At 66.8% G+C, this 26060-nt stretch carries 22 protein-coding genes; 9 read left to right on the top strand and 13 right to left on the bottom strand.

Going from position 1 to position 26060, the window contains the following annotated elements:
• Positions 1–192: 192 nt before the first annotated feature.
• On the bottom strand, positions 193–1506 hold the full coding sequence (hisD, locus tag SB764_RS32615; protein WP_065060756.1) for a histidinol dehydrogenase: 1314 nt from the start codon (positions 1504–1506) through the stop codon (positions 193–195).
• 197 nt (positions 1507–1703) lie between these two features.
• Between hisD and SB764_RS32610 the strand changes: the two genes are divergently transcribed.
• Positions 1704–2750 carry a LacI family DNA-binding transcriptional regulator gene (locus tag SB764_RS32610; protein WP_183714915.1) on the top strand — a complete coding sequence of 349 codons (1047 nt, stop codon included), beginning with the start codon at positions 1704–1706 and terminating at the stop codon, positions 2748–2750.
• A gap of 22 nt (positions 2751–2772) precedes the next feature.
• On the opposite strand, the gene SB764_RS32605 is transcribed toward SB764_RS32610, so the two are convergent.
• The 7 genes from SB764_RS32605 to SB764_RS32575 form a co-directional block, all read right to left on the bottom strand.
• Complete coding sequence (locus SB764_RS32605; protein WP_410865952.1) at positions 2773–3906, bottom strand: NADH:flavin oxidoreductase/NADH oxidase; 1134 nt, start codon at positions 3904–3906, stop codon at positions 2773–2775.
• A gap of 164 nt (positions 3907–4070) precedes the next feature.
• Positions 4071–5690: a cation:proton antiporter gene (locus tag SB764_RS32600; RefSeq protein WP_074982120.1), complete on the bottom strand. Its 1620-nt coding sequence runs from the start codon at positions 5688–5690 to the stop codon at positions 4071–4073.
• A 183-nt stretch (positions 5691–5873) separates the two neighbouring features.
• Positions 5874–6833 carry an HlyD family secretion protein gene (locus tag SB764_RS32595; protein WP_065060752.1) on the bottom strand — a complete coding sequence of 320 codons (960 nt, stop codon included), beginning with the start codon at positions 6831–6833 and terminating at the stop codon, positions 5874–5876.
• Positions 6834–6884: 51 nt separating this feature from the next.
• Positions 6885–7085, bottom strand: coding sequence for a DUF1656 domain-containing protein (locus tag SB764_RS32590; RefSeq protein WP_065060751.1), 201 nt, complete (start codon positions 7083–7085; stop codon positions 6885–6887).
• On the bottom strand, positions 7069–8604 hold the full coding sequence (locus tag SB764_RS32585) for an efflux transporter outer membrane subunit (RefSeq protein ID WP_410865951.1): 1536 nt from the start codon (positions 8602–8604) through the stop codon (positions 7069–7071). Before SB764_RS32585 ends, SB764_RS32590 begins: the two co-directional genes overlap by 17 nt.
• Positions 8601–10829 (bottom strand): FUSC family protein, encoded by a 2229-nt coding sequence (locus SB764_RS32580; RefSeq protein ID WP_410865950.1) that lies wholly within the window; start codon positions 10827–10829, stop codon positions 8601–8603. Before SB764_RS32580 ends, SB764_RS32585 begins: the two co-directional genes overlap by 4 nt.
• A 212-nt stretch (positions 10830–11041) precedes the next feature.
• Positions 11042–11950 carry a LysR family transcriptional regulator gene (locus tag SB764_RS32575; protein WP_065060748.1) on the bottom strand — a complete coding sequence of 303 codons (909 nt, stop codon included), beginning with the start codon at positions 11948–11950 and terminating at the stop codon, positions 11042–11044.
• Positions 11951–12064: 114 nt separating this feature from the next.
• Here SB764_RS32575 and SB764_RS32570 point away from each other — a divergent pair, with 114 nt between their 5' ends.
• Both SB764_RS32570 and SB764_RS32565 read left to right on the top strand, forming a co-directional pair.
• The gene (locus tag SB764_RS32570) at positions 12065–13294 is read left to right on the top strand and encodes a serine hydrolase domain-containing protein (protein ID WP_410865949.1); all 1230 of its coding nucleotides are present in this window, start codon (positions 12065–12067) and stop codon (positions 13292–13294) included.
• The gene (locus tag SB764_RS32565) at positions 13291–14541 is read left to right on the top strand and encodes an MFS transporter (protein WP_183714923.1); all 1251 of its coding nucleotides are present in this window, start codon (positions 13291–13293) and stop codon (positions 14539–14541) included. Before SB764_RS32570 ends, SB764_RS32565 begins: the two co-directional genes overlap by 4 nt.
• A gap of 157 nt (positions 14542–14698) precedes the next feature.
• Here the strand turns inward: SB764_RS32565 and SB764_RS32560 are convergent, their stop codons facing one another.
• A complete protein-coding gene (locus SB764_RS32560) occupies positions 14699–15535 on the bottom strand; it encodes a hypothetical protein (RefSeq protein WP_143064409.1) in 837 nt (278 codons plus the stop codon).
• Between the two features lie 266 nt (positions 15536–15801).
• Positions 15802–16173, bottom strand: coding sequence for a DUF4148 domain-containing protein (locus SB764_RS32555; RefSeq protein ID WP_176081305.1), 372 nt, complete (start codon positions 16171–16173; stop codon positions 15802–15804).
• 354 nt (positions 16174–16527) lie between these two features.
• On the opposite strand from SB764_RS32555, the gene SB764_RS32550 reads away from it, so the two are divergent.
• The 6 genes from SB764_RS32550 (at position 16528) to SB764_RS32525 (ending at position 21846) form a co-directional block, all read left to right on the top strand.
• Positions 16528–17364, top strand: a complete 837-nt coding sequence (locus SB764_RS32550) for a hypothetical protein (RefSeq protein ID WP_183714925.1) — start codon at positions 16528–16530, stop codon at positions 17362–17364.
• Positions 17365–17475: 111 nt separating this feature from the next.
• Complete coding sequence (locus tag SB764_RS32545; protein ID WP_373681605.1) at positions 17476–18072, top strand: TetR/AcrR family transcriptional regulator; 597 nt, start codon at positions 17476–17478, stop codon at positions 18070–18072.
• Between the two features lie 114 nt (positions 18073–18186).
• Positions 18187–18879: a type 1 glutamine amidotransferase domain-containing protein gene (locus SB764_RS32540; protein ID WP_065060742.1), complete on the top strand. Its 693-nt coding sequence runs from the start codon at positions 18187–18189 to the stop codon at positions 18877–18879.
• A 116-nt stretch (positions 18880–18995) separates the two neighbouring features.
• On the top strand, positions 18996–20150 hold the full coding sequence (locus tag SB764_RS32535; protein WP_110327316.1) for an alkene reductase: 1155 nt from the start codon (positions 18996–18998) through the stop codon (positions 20148–20150).
• A complete protein-coding gene (locus SB764_RS32530; RefSeq protein ID WP_065060740.1) occupies positions 20150–20890 on the top strand; it encodes an SDR family oxidoreductase in 741 nt (246 codons plus the stop codon). Before SB764_RS32535 ends, SB764_RS32530 begins: the two co-directional genes overlap by 1 nt.
• A gap of 239 nt (positions 20891–21129) precedes the next feature.
• Positions 21130–21846 (top strand): pentapeptide repeat-containing protein, encoded by a 717-nt coding sequence (locus tag SB764_RS32525; RefSeq protein ID WP_065060739.1) that lies wholly within the window; start codon positions 21130–21132, stop codon positions 21844–21846.
• Positions 21847–21910: 64 nt separating this feature from the next.
• Here the strand turns inward: SB764_RS32525 and SB764_RS32520 are convergent, their stop codons facing one another.
• Genes SB764_RS32520 through SB764_RS32510 form a run of 3 tightly spaced genes read right to left on the bottom strand, consistent with a single transcriptional unit; the run spans position 21911 to position 25585 of the window.
• Positions 21911–23410, bottom strand: a complete 1500-nt coding sequence (locus tag SB764_RS32520) for a mannitol dehydrogenase family protein (protein WP_110327319.1) — start codon at positions 23408–23410, stop codon at positions 21911–21913.
• The gene (locus tag SB764_RS32515; protein WP_176081309.1) at positions 23407–24150 is read right to left on the bottom strand and encodes an HAD family hydrolase; all 744 of its coding nucleotides are present in this window, start codon (positions 24148–24150) and stop codon (positions 23407–23409) included. Before SB764_RS32515 ends, SB764_RS32520 begins: the two co-directional genes overlap by 4 nt.
• Before the next feature lie 22 nt (positions 24151–24172).
• Positions 24173–25585 carry a sugar porter family MFS transporter gene (locus SB764_RS32510; RefSeq protein WP_074982140.1) on the bottom strand — a complete coding sequence of 471 codons (1413 nt, stop codon included), beginning with the start codon at positions 25583–25585 and terminating at the stop codon, positions 24173–24175.
• Between the last annotated feature and the right edge of the window lie 475 nt (positions 25586–26060).

The following is a 26060-nucleotide window of genomic DNA, read 5'->3' as shown; positions in this document are numbered from 1 at the left end:
TAAATCGACGCGCGCCCCGAAACACGGGAACGCGGGATCGCGCGATCCCGTTTCCGTTTCGACCTTCGTGGTGTGCGTGTTCACGGGCGCGGCGCAGCGGCCGCGCCGATGAAACCGGCGGTCTCCTGAAGGCGAGGCGCAAGCCCCGCCGCCGAACGCTGCGATGCTGCGACGCTTCGATGCGTCGCGGTGTTATGCCGGCACAGCCGAGCCGTAAGGCACATCCTGCTGGCCGTAACGGCGCACGCGAATGTTCGCCTGTTCGCCGTGCGCGATCATCCCTTCGATCGCGCACAGACGCGAGCAGTACGAGCCGATCAGCGCGCTGGCCTCGTCGGTGAGCACCTTCTGATACGTGCAGGTCTTGATGAACTTGCCGACCCACAGCCCGCCCGTGTAACGCGCGGCCTTGCCCGTCGGCAGCGTGTGATTCGTGCCGATCACCTTGTCGCCGAACGCGACGTTGGTGCGCGCGCCGAGGAACAGCGCGCCGTAGTTCTTCATGTTGTTGAGGAAGTAGTCCGGATCGCGCGTCATCACCTGCACGTGTTCCGAGGCGATGCGGTCGGCTTCCTGCACCATTTCCTCGTAGCTGTCCGCGACGATCACCGCGCCGTAATCGCGCCACGACACGCCCGCCGTGTTGGCCGTCGGCAGAATCTTGAGAATGCGTTCGACTTCGGCGATGGTGTCCTGCGCGAGCTGCATCGAGTTCGTCAGCAGGATCGCGGGCGTGTTGAAACCGTGTTCGGCCTGGCCGAGCAGGTCGGTCGCGCAGAGTTCGGCGTCCACGCTGTCGTCGGCGATCACGAGGGTTTCGGACGGCCCGGCGATCAGGTCGATGCCGATGCGGCCGAACAACTGGCGCTTCGCTTCGGCGACGAACGCATTGCCCGGGCCGACGACCATCGAGACCGGATCGATGCTCTGCGTGCCGAGCGCCATCGCGGCGATCGCCTGCACGCCGCCGAAGGTGTAGATCTCGTCCGCGCCGCCGAGATGCATGGCCGCGACCACGGCCGGATTCGGGCGGCCCTGCACGGGCGGCGATGCCGTGATGATGCGCGGCACGCCCGCGACCTTGGCCGTCACCACGCCCATATGCGCCGACGCGACGAGCGGAAACTTGCCGCCCGGCACGTAGCACGCGACGCTGTCGACCGGCATGTTCTTGTGGCCGAGCACCACGCCCGGCAGCGTTTCGACTTCGATATCGCGGATCGATTCGCGCTGCGCCTGCGCGAAGTTGCGCACCTGCGCCTGAGCGAACTTGATGTCGTCGAGCTGGCCTTGCGAGAGCGAACGCACGGCGGCGGCGATCTCGTCGTCGGACAGGCGGAAGCGCTCGGGCGACCAGTTGTCGAATTTCGCGGACAGCTCGCGCACGGCTTCGTCGCCGCGCGCGGTGACGTCGGCGAGGATGCCCGTGACCGTGTCGCGGACCTTGGCGGCGTCTTGCGACGATTCTTCGGCGGTGCGGCCGTGCTTCAAGTAGTGGATTGCCATGGTTGTTCCTGAGAGAGCGAGGACCCGTTCGCGCCGCCGTTGCACTGCTCTTTGCGTCGGCTTTGCGTTACGATTGGACGCAAATTTAGCGCAAGCTTTTATGCAAATGCAGTGCAAATAGTCCCGACTTACCCTGGGATGTCCGCTGCGATAGCCTTATGCAGGGCTGTCATGACCGCAAGATTCGGGACGAACTCATGCAAAAAAATGCAAACAAAAGCGGCAGGCCGAAAACCGCGAAGGTCAAGCTCGACGACGTGGCCGCGCGGCTCGGCGTGTCGGTGTCGACGGTGTCGCGCTCGCTCGCCGGTCATCCCGCCATCAGCACGCAGACGCGCGAGGCCGTGCAGGCCGTCGCCGCCGAACTCGGCTATCGCATTCCCACGCAGGGGCGGCGCGCGCGCAAGTCGGAGACGCGGCTGATCGGCGTGGTGGTCGGCGCGCTGCACAACCGCTTCATGACCGTGCTGCTCACGCATCTGCACGACGCGTTGCAGGAGTTCGGCTACCAGATCACGCTGATGATCGACCCGATGAACGACGCCGGAAACCTGCTCGCGTTCCGCCCGTTGATCGACGGATATCTCGACGGCCTCGTGTTCGCGACGGCAACGCTCGATTCGCCCGTCGTCGCCGAAATGCAGCGGCGCGGCATTCCGCTCGTGCTGGTGGTGCGTTCGGTGGACGACGTGGCGGTCGATACGGTCGAGATCGACAACGTGCATGCGGGCGCGGTCGCGGCCGAGCATCTGTATCAGCTCGGGCATCGGCGCATCGGTCTGGTGATGGGGCCGAAGAACACGTCCACGAGCCGCGACCGCGCGCGCGGCGCGCTCGAGTGGCTCAAGGGCGCGGGCGTGGAGGCGGACGCGCTGTCGATCGTGTGGGGCGACTACACGACCGAGGCGGGCTATTCGAGCACGATGGCGCTGCTGGGCGAGGCCGAGCCGGTGACGGCGATCGTCGCGGGCAACGACACGATCGCGCTGGGCGTGCTCGAAGCGGCAAGCCGCAGCGGCATCGCGGTGCCGGAGCAACTGTCGATCATCGGTTTCGACGATATGCCGATGGCGGGTTCGCCGCTCGTCGGCCTGACGTCGATCCGGCAGCCGGTCGAAGCGATGGCGCGCACGGCGGCGCGGCGCATCGTCGAGCGCATTCGCGCGGGCGGCATGGGCGCGCCCACGCGCGACGTGCTGCCGATTCAACTGCTCAGGCGCGAGTCGACGGGGCCGCTGAAATGAGCGGCGTGCGATGGCCGTCGCGTCAAGCCACGGCCGCCGCTTCATGCGGGCGCAGCAACGCCGCGCCGCGCCAGTGCGGCGCGCCCGCGCGTTCGTACTGCGGCGGATACTGAATCGCGTCGACCGCGCCGAGGCGCTCGGCCGCGTGCCAGGCCCAGCGCGGGTCGTCGAGAAACGCGCGTCCGATCGCGACGAGATCGGCCTGGCCGTCCGCAATGATGGCTTCCGCGTGCTCGGGTTCGACGATCATGCCGACCGCGCGCGTGACGATACCGCTGGCTTTCTTCACGTGCTCCGCGAGCGCGACCTGATAACCGGGCACGGCCTTGATCGACGCATGCGCCACGCCGCCCGTGGTCACGCACACGTAGTTCACGTCGCGCGCCTTCAATTCGGTGGCGAACGCCGCCGCTTCCTCGACCGTGATGCCGCCGGGCAGCCAGTCCGTGCCGGTGATGCGAAAGCCGAGCGCGACGTGCGCGGGCAGGGCCGCCTTGACGGCTTGCGCGATCTCCAGCGGGAAGCGCATGCGATTTTCCAGGCTGCCGCCATACTCGTCGTCGCGCCGGTTCGCGAGCGGCGAAAGAAACTGATGCAGCAGATAACCATGCGCCGCGTGAATTTCGACGACATCGAAACCGAGACGCACGGCGCGCTGCGCCGCTTCGACGAAGCGATCGCGCACGCGGGCGAGATCGTCGGCCTGCATGGCGCGCGGCGTGTGCCAGCCATCGGCGAAAGGAATCGCCGACGGTGCTTCGGTATCCCAGGGATTTTCGTTTGCGCCGAGCGCGCCGCGGCCTTCCCACGGACGCTGCGCCGACGCCTTGCGTCCGGCGTGACCGAGTTGAATGCCCCAGCGCGTGCCTTGCGGCGCGACCGCGCGCGCCGCGTCGATCACACGGCGCAGCGCGGCTTCGGTGTCGTCGTCGTAGAGACCGAGGCAGCCGTGCGTGATGCGTGCGCGCGGTTCGATGGCGGTGGCTTCGAGCATGACGAGGCCGGCGTCGGAGATGCCGAACTGCATGAGGTTCATGAGGTGCCAGTTGTTCGCCTGGCCGTGCGCGGCGCTGTACTGGCACATCGGCGCGATGGCGATGCGGTTGCGCAGGCGAACCGGGCCGATATCGACGGGGGAGAACAGCTGGCTGGACATGACGATCCCTTTGCGTGAGTGGTGTGCCCGGCTCCGCGCCCTCGCGAAACCGTTGACGAGACTTTACGCGGCGCGCGCCGCGCGGAGAATCGGCACAAAGCGGAACGTGGCGTTGCGTGTCACGCAACGTACGGCGCGCCGGGCGTGGATCGTCGTGCGATCCGTCACGGCTCCAGCAGGCGCAACAGGCGCAACTCTTCGAGATCGAGTTCGGATTCGATGCGATGGAGCACGGCGTCGTCGACCTTGCCCGCGCGATGCAGGCCCAGCAGCGTCTGGCGCGACACGCCCACGAGTTCGAGTTCGACGCGCAGGAAGCGCTCGCGATGCGCGATGCGCTCCTCGCCCGCGGTGTGCGCGTTCTCGTTCGCGCTGACGCGCACGCGGTACTCCGCCTGCAGGCGTTCGAGCATCGCGGGCTCGATGGCGTCGGCGCGCTGGCCGATTGCGTCGAGCGCCTTGAGCGACGCGCCGAACGTGCGCGCGCGCGTTTCGTGCTCGGACATCGTGTGGCGCGCGGGCGGACGCAGCTTCAGCAGACGGATCAGCAGCGCGAGACTGCCGCCTTGCACGACCAGCGTGGCGATGATCAGCAGGAAGGTGCTGAACACGATCACGTCGCGCCCCGGGAAATTGCCGGGCAAGGCCAGCGCCGCGGCGAGGCTGACCACGCCGCGCATGCCCGCCCAGCCCATCACGGCGGCTTCGGCGAAGGACCAGGCGCGGCGGTTGACGTTGCCCGCGCCGTTCGCGTTTTGCGCGTGGTTTGCACCGGATGCGCGCAAGCGTCCCGGCAGCCAGATCGCAACGAACACCCACACGAGCCGCGCGACGATAGCGGCGGCGGTTGCGGGCAGCGCCACGCGCAGGCCTTCGATCACGACCGCGCTTTCGTGATTCACGCGCGCGAGAATGCCGTGCAGCGCGAGGCCGATCAGCACGAACACGAGCGCGTCGAGCATGAACACGATCGCTTCCCACGTCGCCTTGGCCTTGATGCGCATGTCGGCGCTGAACACGCGATGCTGGCGGATGCCGAGCACGAGTCCGCAGGTGACGACCGAAAGCACGCCCGAGCCGCCGACGGCTTCGGCGACGCCATAGCTCGCCCACGCCATCGCGAAGCTCAGCACGATGCCGAGCATCGGATCGACGAGGCGCGCGAGCACCCAGCACATCGCCTGGCCGCAGACGAGACCGACCGCGATGCCGAGCAGGATCAGCGTGAAGAACAGGCCCGCGCCCTGCGCGACGGTGATCGTGGTCGCGGCCAGCGCCGCCGACACCGCGATCTGGTAGATCAGCAGGCCCGAGGCGTCGTTGACGAGGCTCTCGCCTTCGAGCACGGCGACGAGGCGCGCGGGCAGCGGATTGCGTTGCAGGATCGCTTTCGCGGCAACCGCGTCGGGCGGCGAGACGATCGCGCCGAGCGTGAAGCACGCGGCCCACGGCAAGGCGGGATTGAACGCATGCACGGCGAAGGCGACCGCGACGGTCGTGAACGTCACCGCGCCGAGCACGAGCGAGACGATCGTGCCCAGCTCGCCGCGAAACTCCTTCCACGCCGTGTAGAACGAACTCGACATCAGCAGCGGCGGCAGCACGGCCGCGAGCAGCAGGTCGGGGTCCATGTCCGGCACGCGCTTGCCTGCCACCGCGACCACGCAGCCGCCGAACAGCAGCACGACGGCGGGCGGTATCGTCAGGCGTTCGGCGAGCCAGGTGAGCGCGCCCGCGCCGCAGATCAACAGCAGCAGGTAATGAAAAAGCTCGACGTTGCTCATGCGCGCGCGGCCTCGACGAACGGCGCGCGGGCGCGGGAGGGAAGCGAAATCACGATCATCGGGTTTCCTTGCGGGGCCGCCGCGCGTACCGGTGCGCGTCGGCGAATTGAATGGACGATGAAAGGATAAAGCGGTTTTGCGCGCGATGCGCTTAAGCGCCGGCGCGCGCGCCGCATCGCGCCATCACGGGCGCGCGGAAGGCGTGAGGCTCACCGTGCAGGTCATGCCCATCGCGAGCTTGATGCCGGCGGGCACGCGGTCGAGGTGTATGCGCACCGGCACGCGTTGCGCGAGCCGCACCCACGTGAAGATCGGATTGACGTCGGCGAGCAGGTCGCCGCTGCTGGTCGGATTGTCGCGATCGGCGATACCGCTGGCGAGGCTCTCCACGTGACCTTCGATCGGCTCGCCGCCCGAGAGCAGCCGCACGCGCGCGCGATCGCCCACGCGCACGGCGGGCAGCTTCGTCTCTTCGAAGTAGCCGTAGACCCAGAACGAATGCGCGTCGACGAGCGCCATGCGCGCGACGCCCGCGCTCGCGAAGTCGCCCGGATAGAGATCGAGATTGGTGATGTAGCCGTCGGCGGGTGCGTGCGCTTCGCTGCGCGCGAGATTGAGCGTGGCGGTGCGCTGCGCGACTTCCGCCGCTTTCACCTGCGCCTGCGCCGAGGCGAACGCCGCGACCGCGCCTGCGTACGTCGCTTCGGATTGACGCGCGAGCGAGTCGGCGTCGGTGCGGCTTTCCTCGGAGATCGCGTCGCCCGCGAGACGCGCGCGGCGCGCGGCCTGGGCGCGCTTCATCGCGAGTTCGGTTTGCGCCGCCGTCATGCGCGCTTTCGTTTCGGCGAGTTGCGCTTGGGCGCGCAGGAGGTCCGCGTCGGCCTGCGCGATCGCGTACTGGAAGCGCGCCGGATCGAGCACGTACAGCACGTCGCCCTTGTGCACGTACTGGTTGTCGCGCACGCGCACGTCGCTGACGAGGCCCGACACGTCGGTCGAGATGCGCACGACCTGGGCGCGCACGCGGCCGTCGCGCGTCCAGGGCGAGTCCATGTAGTCGAGCCAGAGCGCACGCACGAGCGCGATGGACACGGCCAGCAGCACGAGGGTGGTGGCGGCGCGCAGGAGGGTTCGCGTTGTCATCGGGAAGTCGTCATGGGATGGGGGTGATGTGGGGCGTTTTCGTGCGTGCGGTCATTGCCGCAACAGGAGCGCGACGCCGCTGAACAGCGCGGCGAACAGCGCGACGCGAAAGAGCCCCGGATGCCAGACATGGCGATAGACGCCGATACGCGCGCACGCGAGATCGACGATCACGAACAGCAGCACGCAGCCCGCGAGGATCGGCAGCAGACCCGGCACGAGCAGCGAAAACCATTCAATTTCGCGCGGCATCGGGCGCTCCCTGTTTCGCGGATGTCGTGGATGTCGCATCGGCGACCGGCGATTCGGCGCCGTAGCCGCCGCCGAGCGCGCGCATCAGTTGCGCCCAGGCGTCGAGCCGCTGCGCCTGCACTTGCGCGAGGTTCTGCTCCTGCAGCAACTGCGCGTTCTGCGCGGCCAGCACGTTGAGGAATTCGCTGATGCCGCCGCGATAGCCTTCGTCGGCGAGCCGCCAGGCGGTGCGCGCGGCGTCGAGCGTTGCTTCGGTGCTGGCCTGCTGGGCCTCGAGCGCGCGCAGCGAAACGGCCTGCACGGCGACGTCGCGCATCGCGTCGACGACCGTGCGGTTATAGGCGTCCACGGCGGCGTCGCGCGAGGACACCGCCACGCCGTACTGGCCGCGTCGGCGTCCACCGTCGAAGATCGGCAGCGAGATCGCCGCGCCCACGCCATGCCCGACGCCGTCGCTGTTGATGAAGTTGAAGAAGCCGCCGACGGTCGCCGCCGAGCCGAGCGAGGCGGTCGCGAGCAGGTCGATGTCGGGATAAAAGTCGGCGTGCGCGGCGTCGATGCCTTGCTCCGCCGCGAGCACGCGCCAGCGCGCCGCCACCACGTCAGCGCGATGGCCGACGAGTTCCGCGGGCAAGGCGAGCGGCAGCGCGAGCGGCACGCTCAGCGCGAGCGTCGGTCGCGCGAGCGCGTCGCCGTAACCGGGGCCCTGGCCCGCGAGCGCGGCAATCGCGAGTCGATCGAGCGCGATCTGCTGCTGGGCGCGTTGCAGTCGCGTCGCGCTGGTCGAGAGCTGCGTCTGCGCCTGAGCGGCTTCGAGACGGCTGCCGATGCCCGCGTGCCAGCGCTGCGTGGCGATGTCGAAGGTGCGCCGCTGCTGCTGCTGGATCGCGGCGTAGGCGTCGGCGAGCGCGTAATCGAGCGAGAGCTGCACGTAGGCGCGCACCACGCCGGTCTGCAATTCGACTTCGGCGAAACGCGCGTCGGCGGCGCTCGCATGCAGGCTGTCGAGTGCGCCCGTGCGGATCGCGCGCTGCTTGCCCCACAGATCGAGGTCGTAAGTGAGCGTCGCGCCGACGCTGTTGCTCCAGACCGTCGTGCCGCCGGGCGGCGCGGGCGTGGTGTAGCGCGCGTAGCGGCGGCGCTCGAATTCGCCGTCGACGCTCGCTTGCGGCAACGCGCTCGCGCCCGCTATTTCGGTCTGGAAGCGCGCGGCGTCCACGCGCGCCGCGAAGGCCTGGAGGTCGGGATTGCCCGCCGTGGCGTCGGCGACCACGCGGTCGAGCTGCGCGTCGTGCCATTGTCGCCACCAGTCGCCGCGCGGCCATTGCGCGTCGGCTTGCGTCGCGCGCAAGGCCGCGCCCGGATCGAGCGACGCGGCGTCGAGCATCGACGCTTGCCGGTGGATGCCGCCGCTGTCGATGCAGCCGCTCAGCAGGCAGGCGGTTGCGATGGCGGCCACCACGGGCAACATGCGAACCCACTGCGCTCGCTGCGGTCGACGAAGAACGTGCGCGCTCATGCTGCACGCTCCGTGCGGATCGCGAGCGGGTCGTCGCGCAGGGCGAGTTCGGTGAACTGGAGCAGGGCGTGCATGCGGCAGCGAACGAGGGAGTCGGGACCGGCGGGTGCGTCGGTGGCGGGCTCGATGCCAGGCGGCAGCGCGTCGAGCGCGGCGCGCGTGGCGGCCAGCGCGCGGTCGGCGCGTTCGGGTGTGGGCGTATCGAACAGATCGGCGAGCGCGGTGAGCCACGCCGTTTGATGATCGGGCCACGCAGGCGGCAGCGTGGGCGCGATCTGCTGCGTGTCGAGCCGCATCAGGATCATCGCGCGGCCCGCTTCGAGCACCGCGAACGCCCACGCAATCATGTGCTCGCGATCGACGCACGGATCGGCGGGCGCGCCCGCGATCTGCAGGATGCAGTCGCGCAGCTTGCGCTCGAAGGCGTAGAGCAGGTCGTCGTCGAGCTCGCCGTCGCGCGCGTCGCTCGCGACCAGCGCGCACACTTCCGCGAGATAGCGGCGCGCGATCCATTCGCCCGCGCGCGGCGCGAGCACGGAGAAGGCGACGGCGGCCGCGGCGATGCCGCAGAGCAGCGCGAAACCGGTGTCGAGGTAGGCGCTCGGGTTATAGACCGCCGGATTGGCAATGCCGACGATAAAGCAGAAGTAGATGTTGAAGCCGAGCCCGAGCACGGCCGTTTTCGGAAACGTGTTCACGTAGCCGCCGATCATCACGAGGATCGCGACGACCGCCGCGAGCAGCGCGAACGTGCCGAGCGACGGCAGCACGAAGAAGCTGAATGCGAAGCCCGCGAGCCAGCCCGCAAGGCAGCCCGTGAAGATCTGCCACGCGGCCGTGGGCGGGTCCGGCACGAGCGCGAACAGCGTGCTCGTGATCGCCACCGCGACGATCGCCGTCGATCCGCCGGTCCAGCCCGAGGCGATCCACACGGCGCCGACCAGCAGCACCGCGACCACCGCGCGCGCACCGGCGACCAGCGCCGCCGTGCGGTTGCCGACCGCGCGTTGACGCGCGATGCGGGTGATCGCCTGCAATACGGACACGGTCCAGGGCTGGCGGTCGGCCAGGCGCGCATCGAGATAACTGCGGCACAGCAGACGCAGATCGGCGCTCATGAACAGCAGCGCCGCTCCGGTGCTCTCGACGATCCGGCGTTGCGCGAGCGGCAGGTCGTCGAGCGCGTGAAGCTGCGCGGCGATGCGCGCGGGCAGCGCCGCTTCGAAGGCGTCGAGTTGCGGCAGCAGCGCGGCAGCGGCGTCGTCGGCGATGCCGGGCGGCGTGGTCGTGTCGGGCAACAGCGCGAGCGCGGCGTCGGTCAGGGTGGCGATGGCGGCCTGGGCGCGCGGATGCGCATCGGCGGCCGCGTGCGCCTTCACGCGCTGCAACGCGTGGAGCCACATGACGGTGTCGAGAAAGCTGCGGTCGAGATCGAGAAAAACGGAATGCAGCAGCCGCATCGACGGATCTTCGAATAGCGCGCCGGTGCGCAGCAATTCCACGTTGGCCCGCTCGCCGATCAGGCCCAGAAGTGTGCTGGTTTGCGTGTCGGTTTGAGCGCCGGTTTGTGCACGGGCTTGCGTCGGCGCGGCCTCGCGCGCGAGCGTCGCGCGCAGCGTGCCCAGCAGATGCGTGAAGCTCGCGCGGCCCGCCGCGTAGAGCGCGGGCGCGACCTTGCGCGGCAGCACGACCGTGCTCACCACGCTCGCGCTCAGCACGCCGATCACGACTTCGCTGATCGTATAGATCACGTTGTCGAACACGCCATACGGATTCGAAAGCGCCGGCATCGCGGTGATCGCGGTGGCGAAACCGGCGAGCACGAGCCCGTACGACTGGAAGTTGCGGAAGTACGCCGAGCCGAACGCGCACAGCCCGATCCACGCGGCGAGCGCGATAAAGAACGGCAGCGGCTGCTGTGCGAACAACGCGATCAGCACGAGGCCCGCGAGACTGCCGGCCACCATGCCGAGTCCGCGATAAAAGCCGCGCGCGATCACGATGCCGCTTTGCTGATGCATCATCACGATCACGCAGGACAGCATGGCCGTGGCGGGCGAGCGCAGTTCGAGGCGCATGCACAGCCCCATCGCGATCACGACCGCGACGCCCACCTTGGCGATGTGCAGCAGGCGCGGCGCGTCGTCCTGCCAATAGGCGGGCCATTCGTCGCGCAGGCGGTCGCGCAGGCGCGTGGGTGTGGCGCCGGCGGGCGTCACGTTCATGGAGGTCCCTGGTCGGTGTGGATCGCGAGCGGTGTGCGCACGAGCCGTTGCTGATGCGCTGCCAGGCTCGATCGCCTTGAGCGTTTCGAGCGTTTCAGGCGCGCGACACAGGATTGCACAGAGAAAAAACGCGTGCGCTTAAGCGCAGTTGTATCGACGCCACGCGTTGTTCGATGCGTGAGCGGACATGCAGGGACGAGGGCGGCGCAGCGTCAGCGAGACGCGGTTTTGCGGGTCGACGGAAACACATGTGCGCTCAGGAAATCCACCAGCGCGCGCACCTTCGGTGATGGATGTTTGCTGGCGGGCCACAGCACATGCACGACGCCAGGTCGTTCCAGATGCGACGAGAGCACCGCGCGCAGGCGCCCGTCCGCGAGCGGTTCCCTGATCGAGAAGTCGGGCAGGTAGGCAATGCCGCGTCCTTCGAGCGCGAAGCACACGCGCGTTTCGATGTTATTGCAGATCATCGAAACCGGCAGCGCGAGTTCCGGCTCGCCTTTGGCGCGACGCAGCGCCCAGGTTTCGAGCCGTCCCGTGCTCGGATAGCGGTAGTGCAGGCAGGTGTGATCGAGCAGATCGGCGGGTGTTTTCGGCGTGCCGCGCCGTTCGAAATACGCGGGCGAACCCACCACGCGCCAGCGGAACGTGCCGAGCTTGCGGGCGACGAGCCGCGAATCGCCGGGCTCGCCGATCCGCACCACGGCGTCGAAACCTTCGTCGATCACATCGACGACGCGGTCGGTGAAATCGAGGTCGAGTTCGATCTGCGGATACGCCTGCATGAAGTCGCTGAGCACCGGCAGCATCAGCGCGCTGACGAGCGGCAGGCTCACGCGCAAGCGGCCGCGCGGCGCGGCGCTCGCCTGCGAAATCTCCAGCTGCGCCGCTTCGATTTCGGCCAGAATGCGGCGGCTGCGTTCGAGAAAACGCGCGCCTTCCGATGTCAGCGTGATGCTGCGCGTGCTGCGATGAAAGAGCCGCGCGCCGAGCTTGTCTTCGAGCCGCGCGATGCTCTTGCCGACCGCCGACGCCGAGACGCCCAGCACGCGTCCGGCCGCCACGAAACTGCGGGTTTCGGCGACCTGCACGAACACCATGAAGCCGTTGAGGCTTTCCACTCGATCTCTCCATTACGGACATCGGCGTCCGCATAACGCGGAACTCTACCCCACTTTTTCTTCAATCGTCGGATCACTATCGTGAAGGTATGTTCTTTCGACGAGGTCGAACCGATGACGATTTCCGCTTTTGCTCCGCGCCTGGATGACGCTTTCGCGTCGCTGTCCGCGCGTGTTCACGAGGTAGTCCGGCGCGCGCTGGACGAGCGGCGGCTGGTGGGCGCGGTCGTGCTTGTCGCGCAGGGCGGCGAACTGATTCACCGCGAGGCCGCCGGGCTGGCCGATCGCGAAAGCGCGCGGCCGATGCGCGTGGATACGCTGTTCCGGCTGGCGTCGGTCAGCAAGCCGATCGTGTCGACGGCGGCGATGGTGCTGGCCGTGCAAGTGCGGCTCGACCTCGACGCGGGCATCGAACGCTGGCTGCCGGCTTTCCGTCCGCGTCTGGCCGATGGGCGCGCGGCGCGCATCACGGCGCGGCAACTGCTCAGTCATACGGCGGGGCTCGGCTACCGTTTTCTCGAAGCCGATGACGACGGCCCGTATGCACGCGCGGGCGTGTCGGACGGCATGGACGATTCCGGCATCGATCTAGCGGAAAACCTGCGGCGTATCGCGAGCGTGCCCTTGCTCTACGAGCCGGGGACGGCGTGGGCTTACTCGCTCGCGATCGACGTGCTGGGCGCGCTGATCGAGCGCGTGCAGGACGCGCCGCTCGCCGTGGCGGTGCGCGATCTCGTGACCGGTCCGCTTGGCATGACGGAAACGGGCTTCCATGTGCACGACGCCGCGCGACTCGCGACGCCCTATACACACGACGCAAACGACGCAAACGACGCGAACATGGCCGGCGACGATGCCGGTCCGCGATTGCTGCGCGAAGGCGATCTCGTCGCGCCGTTCGAAGGCACGGTCGGCATCCGCTTCAGTCCGGCGCGCGTGTTCGATCGCGCGGCGTTCCCCTCGGGCGGCGCGGGCATGGCGGGCAATGCGGAAGATGTGCTGCGTCTGCTCGAAACCTTGCGCGAAGGCGGCGGCGCGCTGCTGCCCGCCGAATCGGTGGCGCAGATGGGCCGCGACCAGACCGGCGGCCGCGAACCGCCGGACGCGCCGGGCTACGGCTTCGGCCTCGGCTTCTCCGTGCTGCGCGACCGCGTGCGTGCCGCGTCGCCCGAATCGAACGGCACCTGGCGCTGGGGCGGCGCGTACGGCCATTCGTGGTTCGTGGATCCGGCGCGTCAACTGAGCGTCGTCGCGCTCACGAATACGCTTTACGAGGGCATGTCGGGCCGCTTCGTGACCGAATTGCGCGACGCCGTCTACGGCGTCGGGGAGGTAGCGCGATGACGCCCGCCATCGACGCGCGCCTGCCGCTCGCGAAGTTGTTGCCGCTTTCGCTCGCGGCCTTCGTCACGATCCTGACCGAAGCGCTGCCTGCCGGTTTGCTCGCGCAGATGGCGAAGGGGCTGGGCGTCTCGCAGTCCGCGGTCGGGCAGACCGTGACGGCGTATGCGGCGGGATCGCTGCTGGCGGCGATTCCGCTCGTCGCCTTGACGCAGCGTTTGCGACGCCGTCCGCTGCTGCTGACGGCGATTGCGGGCTTCGTCGTCACGAATGCGTTGACGGCGCTTTCGCACAGTTACGCGCTGACGCTGGTCGCGCGTTTTATCGCCGGTGTTTCTGCCGGGTTGATCTGGGCGCTGCTGGCGGGCTACGCCGCACGCATGGTGCCCGAGCATCGCAAGGGCGCGGCGATTGCCGTGGCGATGGCGGGGACGCCACTCGCGCTTTCGCTGGGCGTGCCCGCGGGGACGTTGCTCGGCACGTGGACCGGCTGGCGCGCGGCCTTTTGTGTGATGAGCGTGCTCGCCGTCGCGCTGCTCGTGTGGGTGCGGGCGATCGTGCCGGATTTTGCGGGGCGAACGCAGGAGAAAACGCGGGGGAAAATGCAGGAAAAAACGCAAACCCGGCGTCCCGCATCGCGCAGTGCGCTCAGCCTGCCGGGCGTGCGTGCCGTGTTGCTGGTCGTGTTGACCTTCGTGCTCGCGCACAATCTGCTTTACACGTATATCGCGTCATTTCTTGCAACGGCGGATATGAGCGATTCAATCGATCGTGTATTGCTGACGTTCGGTATCGCTTCGTTGTTCGGCATCCTGATCGTCGGCGTAGGGATCGATCGTCATTTACGCACGCTGACGCTCGCGAGCACGCTGCTGTTCGCCGTCGCTACGCTGATGCTCGCGCGCGCGGGCCACGCGCAAACCCTCGTTTATGCGAGCGTGGCCGCGTGGGGGCTCGCATTCGGCGGCGCGGCGACGCTGTTTCAAACGGCGCTCGCCCATGCAGCGGGCGAGGCCACCGACGCCGCGCAAGCCGTGCTCGTCACGGTCTGGAACGCGGCGATCGCGGGTGGCGGCATGATTGGCGGCGTGTTGCTCGACCGCTTCAGTATCGCCGCATTTTTTCCGGTGCTGCTGGGCTTGCTCGGCGTGACGTTCGTGACGGTGTGGCTCGCGAAAAGCACGGGCTTTCCAGCGCGGCACCCGCAAAATTTGACGGAACCCGCGCATGCGGAGCGCTGCAGCCAGTAGCCCGTGCTTGCGCATTCAATGCCAGAACAGCGCGATCAGAATGATGATGGGAATCGGCACACCGAGCAGATAAAGAAGAATCGAGCGCATGTCAGTCTCCTGGCGTTTGGAAGAGAAAAGATCGTTGCGATGCCTTCAAACAGGCGTCAAGCACGCATCACCATTCGCGCATGCGTGCGCCCACCGTCGCCATCAGACTGGCAACGAACGCGCCCAGCAGCAGCGAAACGAACAGCCACAACGTGACGTGGATGGTGGCCTTGCGCGCCGTGTCGGCGGCTGCGCGCGCGGCGTTGTCGATCTGGTTCGTCTTGTCCTGCAAGCGCGTCCAGGTCGTCGTGACGCGAGCGCGGGCATCGGCGGGCGAGAGGCCGGTGCGTTGCGCGACGATGCGCGTGACGTAGTCGCTGTCCTCGGCGGAGAGCGCGCCGTTCGCGGGCAAGCTGTTGAGGAAGATGCGCGCGATTTCCTGCTTTTGTTCGACGGTCGTGAGGGCCGTGTCCGCATTTTGCGCGGCGGGTGCCGGCGCATCCGCGACGGGGCGCAGCATGCCGTCGATCAGATAACCCATCGGCCAGCTTCGATACGCGGCGAGCGCATTGCCGCGATCGAGCGTGGACAAACCGCTCGCGAGCGGCGCGCTGCCCGACGCGCTTTCATGCGCGGCCAGCGCGCTCGCGCCTTCGCGAGCGATGCCCGAGAGCGCGGAGGTGAGCACGAAGGCGGTCAGCAAAGTGGCGAGCGCCCACGCCAGAAAACCGTGTGCGGTGTCGCGGAAGTGCGTCTCGTCGGTGCCGATGCCCGGCCAGTGGCGCCGCAGGCGACCCGCGAGATAGCCGCCCAGACCCGCCGACATGATTTGCGTCACGCAGATCCAGACGATGGCGGCAAAGCCAAACGCTTTCGCATGCGCGCCGCTGCCCGGCCACGGCGAAAGCGACGACAGCCCAAGCCCGGTTCCGAGCGTGAGCAGGATGAGCGCGAACGCGGCCATCGCGACGGCGCCCGCGATCACAGCGGACCATGAGACGGCGGAGCGTGATCTGCCGTTGCGTTCATAGGGTGCTTGCAGGGCGCGCTCCGCGGCGTATTGTGCGTCTTCTCGCGCATCCAGTCGGCGTGTCTCGTCCATGATGCCTCCGCTGTCCGGTTGGAGCGCGGCGCCGGACTCTATGCCCGACGCCGCGCGTGTCGTGTGTCTGGCACCGAACAGCAGAAAGCGTGCCGCGACCGCCGTTATGCGAGCAAGACCGCCTGGACTTACTGGCCGAAGTAAACCGGCTTGAGGCCGGTCGTGCCGGTGTGCGCCGGCTGGACGGTCGCGCCGGACGACTGCTCCGGCAAGCGGTTGGGACCCCAGGCCGACGAGCCGGCCGCGACGCCGCCGTAGCCGCCCGTCGAGGCGGCGCTGACCTGCTGCGCGCCGATACGCGCTTCGGCCGCCTGCACCTGACGCGGATACGACGCCTGGTCGCCGACCGACTGGTCGTAGCCGGCCTGACGCATCTGCAATTGATCCTGCTGCACCTGCGCGCGCGTGAGCGAATCAGACGACGGCGCGGTTTGCGCGAGCGCGACGATCGGCGTGGCGAAGAGTGCGGCGACAACGGCTGTGCGTTGGATGGCATTCATCCTGATTCTCCTGAAGAGTTGGGAACGCATGCTTCGGGAAGCAGGTGGTGTGCCGCGTTTTCGGTGAAGCCTTAAAAAACGGTGTTCCGCTACACGCCTTCGATTGCTCGACGAAATCGGCGTATCAGCGTTCGCCGTTCGTCGCCGATCACGGGCGCTGCCGCGTGGTGCGTCTGCGGTCTGACGTGGGATGGCCGCGCCGGGCCCACAGAAGCAGAAGCTATTCCAAACGAAGTGTGCAGCGCAGGGCGAAGCCGATGAACACTTCGCATGCCGCCGCCTCACTTCGCCTGTCGTCGCGACGAGTGGTGCGTGTGCCGCTAAGGTCGGCACAGTGCATCCCGAGATTGGTTCATGAACGTCGACAAACTTTCCCACGCTTCGCAGTCCGGCATCCAGCAAACCGGCAACGACACCCACACGCCGCGCCCCGATCACACCAGCGCATCGACGTCGCAGATGCCCTCGCAGTTGTCGGCGCTGTCGTCGCGCAGTCGTTCGGGTTCCGTTGACAGCAATGCGTCCGGCAACGAGGCGGGGCCGTCGCGTTTTCGCGCGAGTCAGGGCAGCCAGGGAGCGCAGAACGCGTCCGCTGGCCGCAACCCGAATCTGATACACAACGACACGAACGACACGCAGTTTTTCCCGCTCGTCAACGAGCTCAAGAATTACGACGACAAGTATGTGTACGTCACGCATGGCACGCCGGCCTCGAACCTCGCCGGCATCAAGGCGAACGGTCTCGACCCGAGCCATGGCGGCGGACGGCTCGGCGCGGCGTCCTATGAACCCATGCCCAGTTCGGATTCGATCGGCAAGCTGAAGTACGCACACGATCCGAACATCGCGCTCAAGTATTCGAACGAGCCCGCGAACAACCGTCGGGTCGGCGTGCAACTCGAAGCGCGCGTGAAGCGTGAGGCGTTCCTCGGCCGCTTCGATGGCGATCCCGGCTCGACCTACTGGCGCGCGGAAAGCGGCGGCGAGAACGCGCCCGCGAGAATCAACGACGAGCCCTACAAACAGTCGATGGAACCGGCGATGCCGCAGGCCGCCAACACCACGCGGATCTGGTCGTCCGAAACCAATCAGCACATTCCGCCCAAGGATGTGCGCGTGGTGGGCGTTTCGGTGCCGGCGCATCAGAGCTTCGATACGTCCGGGTTGCACACCGAATACGGCGACGAGTAGGCAACGAACAGGCGGACGTGACGGATCGGGACTCAACCGGTCCTGACAATCCCCCAAAAAAACTACTAGACGACCGGTCGACTACGTGTCATAGTGCGACCCATGGAAACGATCAACACCCCCGAAACCGCTGACGTTCGCGAAAAGATCATCGCGATCGGGCAGAGCATCATCGGCGCGAAAGGTTTCGCAGCGGTGGGCCTGAGCGAGATTCTCGCCGCGGCGGGCGTGCCGAAAGGGTCGTTCTACTATTACTTTGCGTCGAAGGACGCGTTCGGCGTGGCGCTGCTCGAAAATTATTTCGAGGACTACCTGGCCGAACTCGACAAGACGCTGAGCCTGCCCGGCATGACCATGGCTGCGCGGCTCATGCAGTACTGGCAGATCTGGCGCGAAACGCAGTCGTTTTTCGACTGCCAGGGCAAATGCCTCGCGGTCAAGCTGGGCGCGGAAGTGGCCGATATGTCCGAGCCCATGCGGGCGGCGCTCAATCGCGGCACGGCCGGGGTCGTCGCGCGGTTGGCGCGGGCGATCGAGGCAGGCGTCGCGGAAGGCTCGCTCACGGTGGACGCCGAACCGCGCGTCGTCGCGCAAAGTCTGTATCAGCTTTGGCTCGGCGCCAGCGTGATGGTCAAGATCGTGCGCAACCTGCAGCCTTTCGAAGTCGCGCTCGAAACCACGCGACGCACGCTGCATCTGCCGGTCTGATCGGCGCAACAACGGTTTTTCAGGCACTTCCTCCGAAGTGCCTTTTTTAGGCCCGGTTACTAGACGACCGGTCTACTATATGGGGCGCATTGCCTCGCTCGACGGAGAAGCAACATGAAAGTCCTGATGGTTCTGACCTCGCACGATCAACTGGGCAACACCGGACGCAAGACGGGCTTCTGGCTCGAAGAACTGGCCGCGCCGTATTACGCGTTCCAGGACGCGGGCGCGCAGATCGTGCTCGCCTCGCCGCAAGGCGGACAGCCGCCGCTCGATCCCAAGAGCGACGAGCCGGCGTTCCAGACCGAACTGACGCATCGCTTCCAGGCCGACGCCGTGGCGAAGGCGCAGCTTGCGGCGACCGTGCGTCTCGACAGCGTCTCGCACGAGGACTTCGACGCGGTCTTCTATCCGGGCGGCCACGGCCCGCTTTGGGATCTGGCCGAAGATCCGGTTTCGATCGCGCTGATCCAGTCGTTCTTCGCCGCCGGCAAGCCGACTGCGCTGGTGTGCCACGCGCCGGGCGTGCTGCGTCACGCGAAGGCGCCGGACGGCCGTCCGCTCGTGGAAGGCCGCAAGGTGACGGGCTTCACGAATACCGAAGAAGAAGCCGTAGGCCTGACCCAGGTGGTGCCGTTCCTCGTCGAAGACGAATTGAAGGCGAAGGGCGGCATCTATTCGAAGCTCGGCGACTGGGCGGTGTATGTCGTGACCGACGGCGTGCTGATCACCGGCCAGAATCCGGCCTCCTCCGGCCCGGCCGCGCTCGAATTGCTCGCGCATCCGGCGCTCAAGGGCAAGCGCTAATCACATCACAACGAGAGCCCGGCACAGGGCTCCGTCGATTCAAGCGACTACATCTCTTTCACGCGGCGCGGGCGATTCAGCCCGCACCCTCTCGCAACACGTTTCAAGGACTCATCATGCAGCACTCCGAATTTTTCGACGCCGTCACGCTCGGACCGTATCGACTGAAGAACCGCATCGTGCTGCCGCCGCTCACGCGTCAGCGCAGCGCGCGCGACGGCGACGTCGCCACCGACCTCATGGCCGAATACTATCGTCAGCGCGCGAGCGCCGGTCTGATCGTGAGCGAAGGCACGCAGATCGAGCCGCGCGGCCAAGGTTATGCGTGGACGCCCGGCATCCATACCGAGGCGCAAATCGCGGGCTGGCGCAAGGTGACCGATGCCGTGCACGAAGCGGGCGGCATCATGTTCGCGCAACTCTGGCACGTGGGCCGCGTTTCGCACAACGCGCTGCAGCCGGACGGTTCGGCACCGATTGCGCCGTCGGCGCTCCAGGCGGAGCAAGCGAAAGCGTTCATTGCGACCGGTCCCGACACCGGCACGCTGATCGCGCCCCCGGTGCCGCGTGCGCTGAGCACGGTGGAAGTCCGCGAGATCGTCGAACTGTATGCACAGGCCGCGCGTAACGCGCTTGCTGCGGGTTTCGACGGCGTCGAGATTCACGCGGCGAACGGCTATCTCGTCAACCAGTTTATTTCGGCGCATTCGAATCAGCGTGACGACGAATACGGCGGTTCGCTGCAAAACCGTCTACGCTTTTTGCGGGAGATCGTCGAGGCGGTGACGAAGGTCGTCGGTCCGGGCCGCCTCGGCGTGCGTTTTGCCCCGCTGTTTGCAGGTACCGATGAGGACCGCGTGTATATCGGCCTTGTCGAAGAGGATCCGCATGCGACCTATATCGAGGCCATCAAGATTCTCGACGAATTCGACGTGGCCTATCTCTCGATCGCGGAAGCCGACTGGGACAACGCCCCCGATCTGCCGATCGAATTCCGCCGCGCCGTGCGCGAGACCTTCCGTGGCCGCATCCTGTATGCGGGGCGTTACACGGCGGAACGCGGCGCGCGTCTGCTCGCAAGCGGTCTCGCGGATCTGATTGCGTTCGGCCGTCCTTTTATTGCGAATCCCGATTTGCCCGCGCGTATTGCCAACGGTTGGCCGCTGAATCAAGTCGATGCCGCAACGCTATACGGCGGCACGGAAAAAGGCTTTACCGATTATCCGACGTACAGTGAATCCCAACGTCTTTCCACCGAAGAGGTGCTGTGATGAGCAATAACATTGAAAGCAAGGTCGTGCTGATTACCGGCGCAAGCAGCGGCATTGGCGCAGTGACCGCGCGTCATCTCGCGGCGCAGGGCGCGCACGTGGCGGTCGCCGCGCGGCGCACGGATCGCCTCGATGCCCTGGTCGCGGAAATCGAATCGGCGGGCGGGCGCGCGAAAGCGTACGCGCTCGACGTCACCGACAAGGCGCAGGTCGAGAGCGTGGTGTCGGCCGTCGTCGCCGATTTCGGGCGTCTCGACGTGCTGATCAACAATGCGGGGCTGATGCCGATTCGTCCGATGGCCGAAGTGAATACGGACGAATGGGACGCGATGATCGACGTGAATATCAAAGGCACGCTCTATGGCATTGCCGCCGCGCTGCCGCGTTTTCTGAAACAGCAAAGCGGCCATTTCATCAATCTCAGTTCGGTCGCGGGCATCAAGGTTTTCGCGCCGGGCGGCACGGTTTATTCGGGCACCAAATTCGCCGTGCGTGCGATTTCGGAAGGGCTGCGCCAGGAAGTGGGCGAGAATATTCGCGTGACGTCGATCGAGCCGGGCGCCGTCGACAGCGAGCTGAAACTCAGCACAACGGGCACGGCGCAGCAAACGGTGCTCGACTTCTACAAGCAGGCGGTGCCGGCCGAATCGGTGGCGCGCGCGATTGCGTTTGCGATCGAACAGCCGGGCGACGTCGATATCAACGAAATCGTGATCCGGCCGACTCGCCAGGAGTTCTAGACATCCGGCCCGCACGATCCACACAATCCGCACGATTCGCACGATCCGCACGCGGGTCATTGCGAAGCGGATCGTGCGGGCGGTAGAATTCGTGTCGCCGAAAATAGAGTGGCAGGTTGGTATCTCCTGCGCCCCGCGAGGGGTTCTATGCATGCCACGGCGTCAACCTGACTTTCACAAGTTGAGGGGGCGCGCGAGGGTATGGACTGCGCGCCCCGCACGAATGGGGATGTGTACCGATGCGCAATCACGCAAACGATCCGGCGGCCGGCAACGGCGTAGTATTCAGCGACACGCATTTCGATCGCGACGACCTCGCTCGCGCGCTCCGCGAGTCCGGCGACGAGCCGACTTTCGAGCGCTGCCAGTTCGACGGCGAAGATCTTTCCAATATCGATTTCCACGCGGCGCGATTCGCGCAATGCACGATCGGGCAAACCCGCTTCGAGCACAGCGATTTATCGCGCACCCGCTGGATTGGCTGTCGAGGCGCGGCGGCCAGTTTCCGCTATGCGAATGCGGGCGACGCACGCTTTATTCGCAGCGATCTGAACAATACCGATTGGACCGGCGCGAAACTCGCTTCAACCGTATTTACCGAAGTGAAATTGACAGGCGCGCGTTTCATCGACACCCGCGCATTGGGCCTGAGCTTTCACGATTCGCTGCTCGTGGGCGCCACGCTTCGAGGTTTGTCGTTTAGAAAACAGACGCTCGAACAATTGAATTTCTCCGATGCCGATCTCGCCGATTGCGACTTTCGCGACGCTGTTTTCGAGGGCGGCAGCCTCGGCAACGTGCGCCTGCTCAATACGCGTTTCGACGGCGCGGACCTGCGTTCCGTCGATTTGAGCGGGCTGCGTTTATCGGATGTTTTGCAGCATCTGAAAGGCACGATTCTTTCGGTCGATCAGGCGGTCATGCTGATCGGCGATTGCGGCGTGCGCGTCATGTGATCGGTTCAGGCGCGCGAACCGGTCCGCGCGCGCGCCTGATTTCGCGCCGTTTAACGCGCGAATGTCAGCCTTCGCCGCTTGATTGCACGACGTCGCGAATCGCCTGGCGCGTTGCGCGCGCCGCGATCCACGCGCGCAGTTGCAGAAAACGCGCGACGAAGCGCTCGCTATGATCGAGGCCGAGTCCCACGAATGGCGACATGCGCAACATCGCCAGCGGATCGCCGCTTGCAAGCAGCGCCCAGTCTTGCGCGTCGAGGCGTGTTTCATTCACGGCAAACGCGTCGCCGCGATCGTCGGTGCCTGCGAGATATTGCTGAAAGCACGCGAGCAGCAGCGCCGCGCGCGAAATATCGCGACCGTCGCGTTCGAGTTTCGCAATCGTCTTGCGATGAAACACCGGAATCTTCGACGCGCCGTCGTGCGCCACGCGCGCTAGTTGATCCGCGAGCGCGGCATTGCCGAAGCGTTCGATCGTGTTGTCGATGTAGGCGCCGCCATCGACGCCCGGCGGCCACGGCAGAATCGGCGCGACGTCGCGCGTCATGAAAACGCGCAACAGCGCGGCGATATCCGGATCGGCCATGCCGTCGTGCACGAGCCGATGCCCGAGCAGCAGCGCCGGATAGGCCAGCAGCATGTGCGAAGCGTTGAGCATGCGGCCTTTCATGGCCTCCCACTCCGAGACGTCGTCGCAGAGTTCGACACCCACGCGCTCGAACGGCGGACGTCCGCAGCTAAACCGATCTTCGATGACCCATTGCGTAAACGTTTCGGCGATCACAGGCGCGGCGTCGCCGGTTCGTGCGTGGGCGCGCGCCTGCATCGACGGCGTGACTTGCGGCGCAATGCGATCGACCATGCTGTTCGGAAACGTCGCGTGTTGCGCGATCCAGTTCGCGAGTTCGGGGTCGCGCGCGCCCGCGAAGGCGAGCACCGCGCGGCGAGCCGTGTCGCCGTTCTGACGCAGGTTATCGCAGGACATCACCGTGAAGGCATCGACGCCCGCGTCGTGTCGTCGGCGCAGCGCTTCGACGATGAAGCCGAACGCCGTGCGCGGCGGGCCGCCTGCGAGATCGTGCGCGATATCGGTTTCGTCGAAGCGAAAATCGCCCGTCGCTTCGTCGAAGTTGTAGCCGCCTTCGGTGATCGTGAGCGAGACGATGCGGATGGCGGGATCGGCGAGCCTGCCGAGCACCGCTTCCGGGTCGGAGGGCGCATGCAGATAGTCGATCAGCGCGCCGACGATGCGGACGTCCTCGCGTCCGTCCGGGCCGATTTCGCTGAGCGAGTAGAGGCCGTCCTGGGCGCGCAGCGCCGCGGCTTTCGCGCGTGCCGACGCGCCATTGCCGAGGCCGATGCCGCAAATGCCCCATTGCTCGGTGTCGGGCAGGTGCAGGCAGTCGTCGACGTAACGCGCCTGATGGGCGCGATGAAAGTTGCCGACGCCGATATGGGCGATGCCCGCTACGAGCGCGGCGCGGTCGTAGCCCGGCACGGCGATGTCCGCGTCGAAGTGTGCGAGCGTGGCGTTCGAGAGCGGGCGATGTGTGGTGTGTGTCATGCGTAATCCTGATGCGTGTGGGGCGCGATGTGCTGCGAGTCGTGCGAATGACCGTCGACGATCGACGCTACGATCGACGGCAACTGCGTCATGCGCTCGAACACGAGGCTCGCGCCCGCGTCGAGCAGTTTGCGGATCTGATCGCCGGGCAGATGTTTCGCGCCGGCAAAACCGAGCACGGTCATGCCGGCGGCGACGGCGGCGCGCGCGCCGGTCACGCTGTCTTCGACCACGAGGCAATGTGCGGGCGCGACGCCCACGCGATGCGCGGCGGCGAGATAGACGTCGGGCGCGGGCTTGGGATGCGCGACCTGATCGGCGGTGAACACGCGGTCGGCGAAGTGGCGGATGAGGCCCGTGCGTTGCAGCGCGCTCGACACGTAGTCGGCGTTGCTGTTGCTCGCGCAGGCCTTGCCGAGCGCGATCGCGCCGAGTGCTGCGTCGACGCCCTCGATCATGGGCGCGAGCACGGCGCCGCGACGCACGGCGGTGTCGATGCTGGCGAGGGTTTCGGCGTGAATGACATGGCCGAGCGTGTCGGCGACGCGCTCCAGCAGCGGCCGCGTGCGCATGCCGAGCAAAGGACGCACGGTATCGGCGATATCGTCGCGCTGCCAGAGCGCTTCGAGCCGCTCGACGATGATGCGTTCCGCGATGGCTTCGCTATCGATCAGCACGCCGTCGCAATCGCAGATCAGAAAGCGGGCTTGCGGCAGGCGGCCGCTCGGTGTGGCTTGCATGAGATGTCGTTCCATTTGTAAATCAGGCGCTGGCGCGCGGGGTGAAGCTGCCGTCGCGCAGCGCGCGCTCGATGTCTTCGAGGCTGCGTCCGCGCGTTTCGGGCATGACGAAGAAAATAAAGATCCACGCGAGCACGTTGAGGCTGCCGTAGACCCACATCGCGCCGCCCACGCCGAGCAGTCTGGTCATCGAAAGGGCGGTGCCGGTGAGGATCAGATTCGAGCCCCAGAGCATCGCGCTGTGCGCGCCGGCCGCCTTGTCGCGTATCGGCAGCGGATAGATTTCGGCGCCCGTGAGCCAGCCGATCACCTGGATGCCGCCCGAGTTGAAGACCATGAACACGATCAGGCAGGCGACCACCCACCATTGCTGCGCGTGGCCGGCGAGATGGAAATGCAGCACGGCGCCCAGCACGAACAGACTTGCGGCCGCGAACGGCAGCGTCGCGAGACTCAGCGCGCGGCGGCCGAGGTGGTCGATGCTGAACTTGCCGAGCAGCGTCATCGTGAGATAGGTGAGCGCCACGCCGAGCGCGGCCCAGAGCGACGCCGAGTCGCCGAAGCCCGCATCGCGCAGGAAAGTGGGCGTGTAGTAAATCATCATCTCGATGCCCGTGAGTTGCGTGAACGCGGCCACGCCCAGACCGGCGATCAGCGCGGGACGCACCCACGGTTGCGCGAGCGCGCGCCAGCCGTGCGCGCCGCCTTCGTCGTGATGCTGCTGGGCGATTTCCATCATGTCGGCGATTTCCTCACGCACCTGTTCGCGCGTGTGGCGCACCTTCGCGAGTTCGATGCGCGCATCGCGCACGCGGTCGTGCTCGACGAGCCAGCGCGGACTGCGCGGCAAACGGCTCATGCCCGCGAGCAGTAACAACGACGGCACGAGCGCCACACCGATCATCCATCGCCATGTAAACACATGCTCGCCCGCCACGCCGACGATCGCGGCGAGCAGAATGCCCACGCCGATCGCGCAGTTGAAATAGGTGACGAGGCGGCCGCGCTTGTCGGGTTCCGCGAGTTCGGCGATATAGGTCGGCACGACCTGGGTCGAGCCGCCCACGGCGAGGCCGATCACGAAGCGCGAGAGCGCGAGGCACGTCACGTTCGGCGAGCATGCGGCGGCCAGCACGCCCACGGAATAGAGCGCGGAAATCATCATGATGGCGCGTCGGCGTCCTTGCGAGGCGGACAGGCGCGTGCAGGCGAGCGAGCCGATCACCGCGCCGAGCAGGATGATCGCGGCGACGAGTTCCTGGGCGCGATAGTCGAGCGAGAACTCACGCGCGATGAGCGGCAGCGCGCCGGAGATGATGCCGGTGTCGTAGCCGTAAAGTCCGCCCGCGATGGCGGCAACGGCGGCGATCAACGTCATGTAGGCATCGGGTTTCAGGCGCTGCGCGGGGGCCGAGTCGAGTGACGTGGTGCTCATACGGTGCCTCCAACGATCGACGGGCAAAGCGGCAAGACAGTAGCGTGGGTGAACATGGGCGTGGTTTCTCTGGGCGTGGCGCAGCCGCGTCCGCGCCGCCGTGCGTGTGAGAAAAGCAGCGGCGTGCGGATAGCGCGAACTGCGCGTATGGGCGTGCATATTTATTTCGCAATGCGAATTACCGTGCAAGCACGGCGGAAATCGCATGGGCGAAGCAACGCATTTCGGCGCGAATCAACGTTGAATCAGCGCGACATCACACGAATGACGGAGCGAGCAAAAAGCAAAATGCAGCGTCAATCAGCGGGCAGGCCGCGTGAATCGCGTGACCTCGTGCGTGATTTGTACGTGATGCGTACGTGAGCGAAACGGAGAACTCAGACGGTCGGCCGTGCGGGCGAGCAGGCAGACGGAAAGCGGCCGCAGGAAGCGGCACAGGGAGCGGTACGACGCGGTCCGCGCGAGCGCAGCGGAG

The organism is Paraburkholderia sp. SIMBA_027 (assembly GCF_046535315.1).
GTDB classification, from domain to species: domain Bacteria; phylum Pseudomonadota; class Gammaproteobacteria; order Burkholderiales; family Burkholderiaceae; genus Paraburkholderia; species Paraburkholderia tropica.
This window is presented reverse-complemented; position numbering and strand designations above follow the sequence as displayed.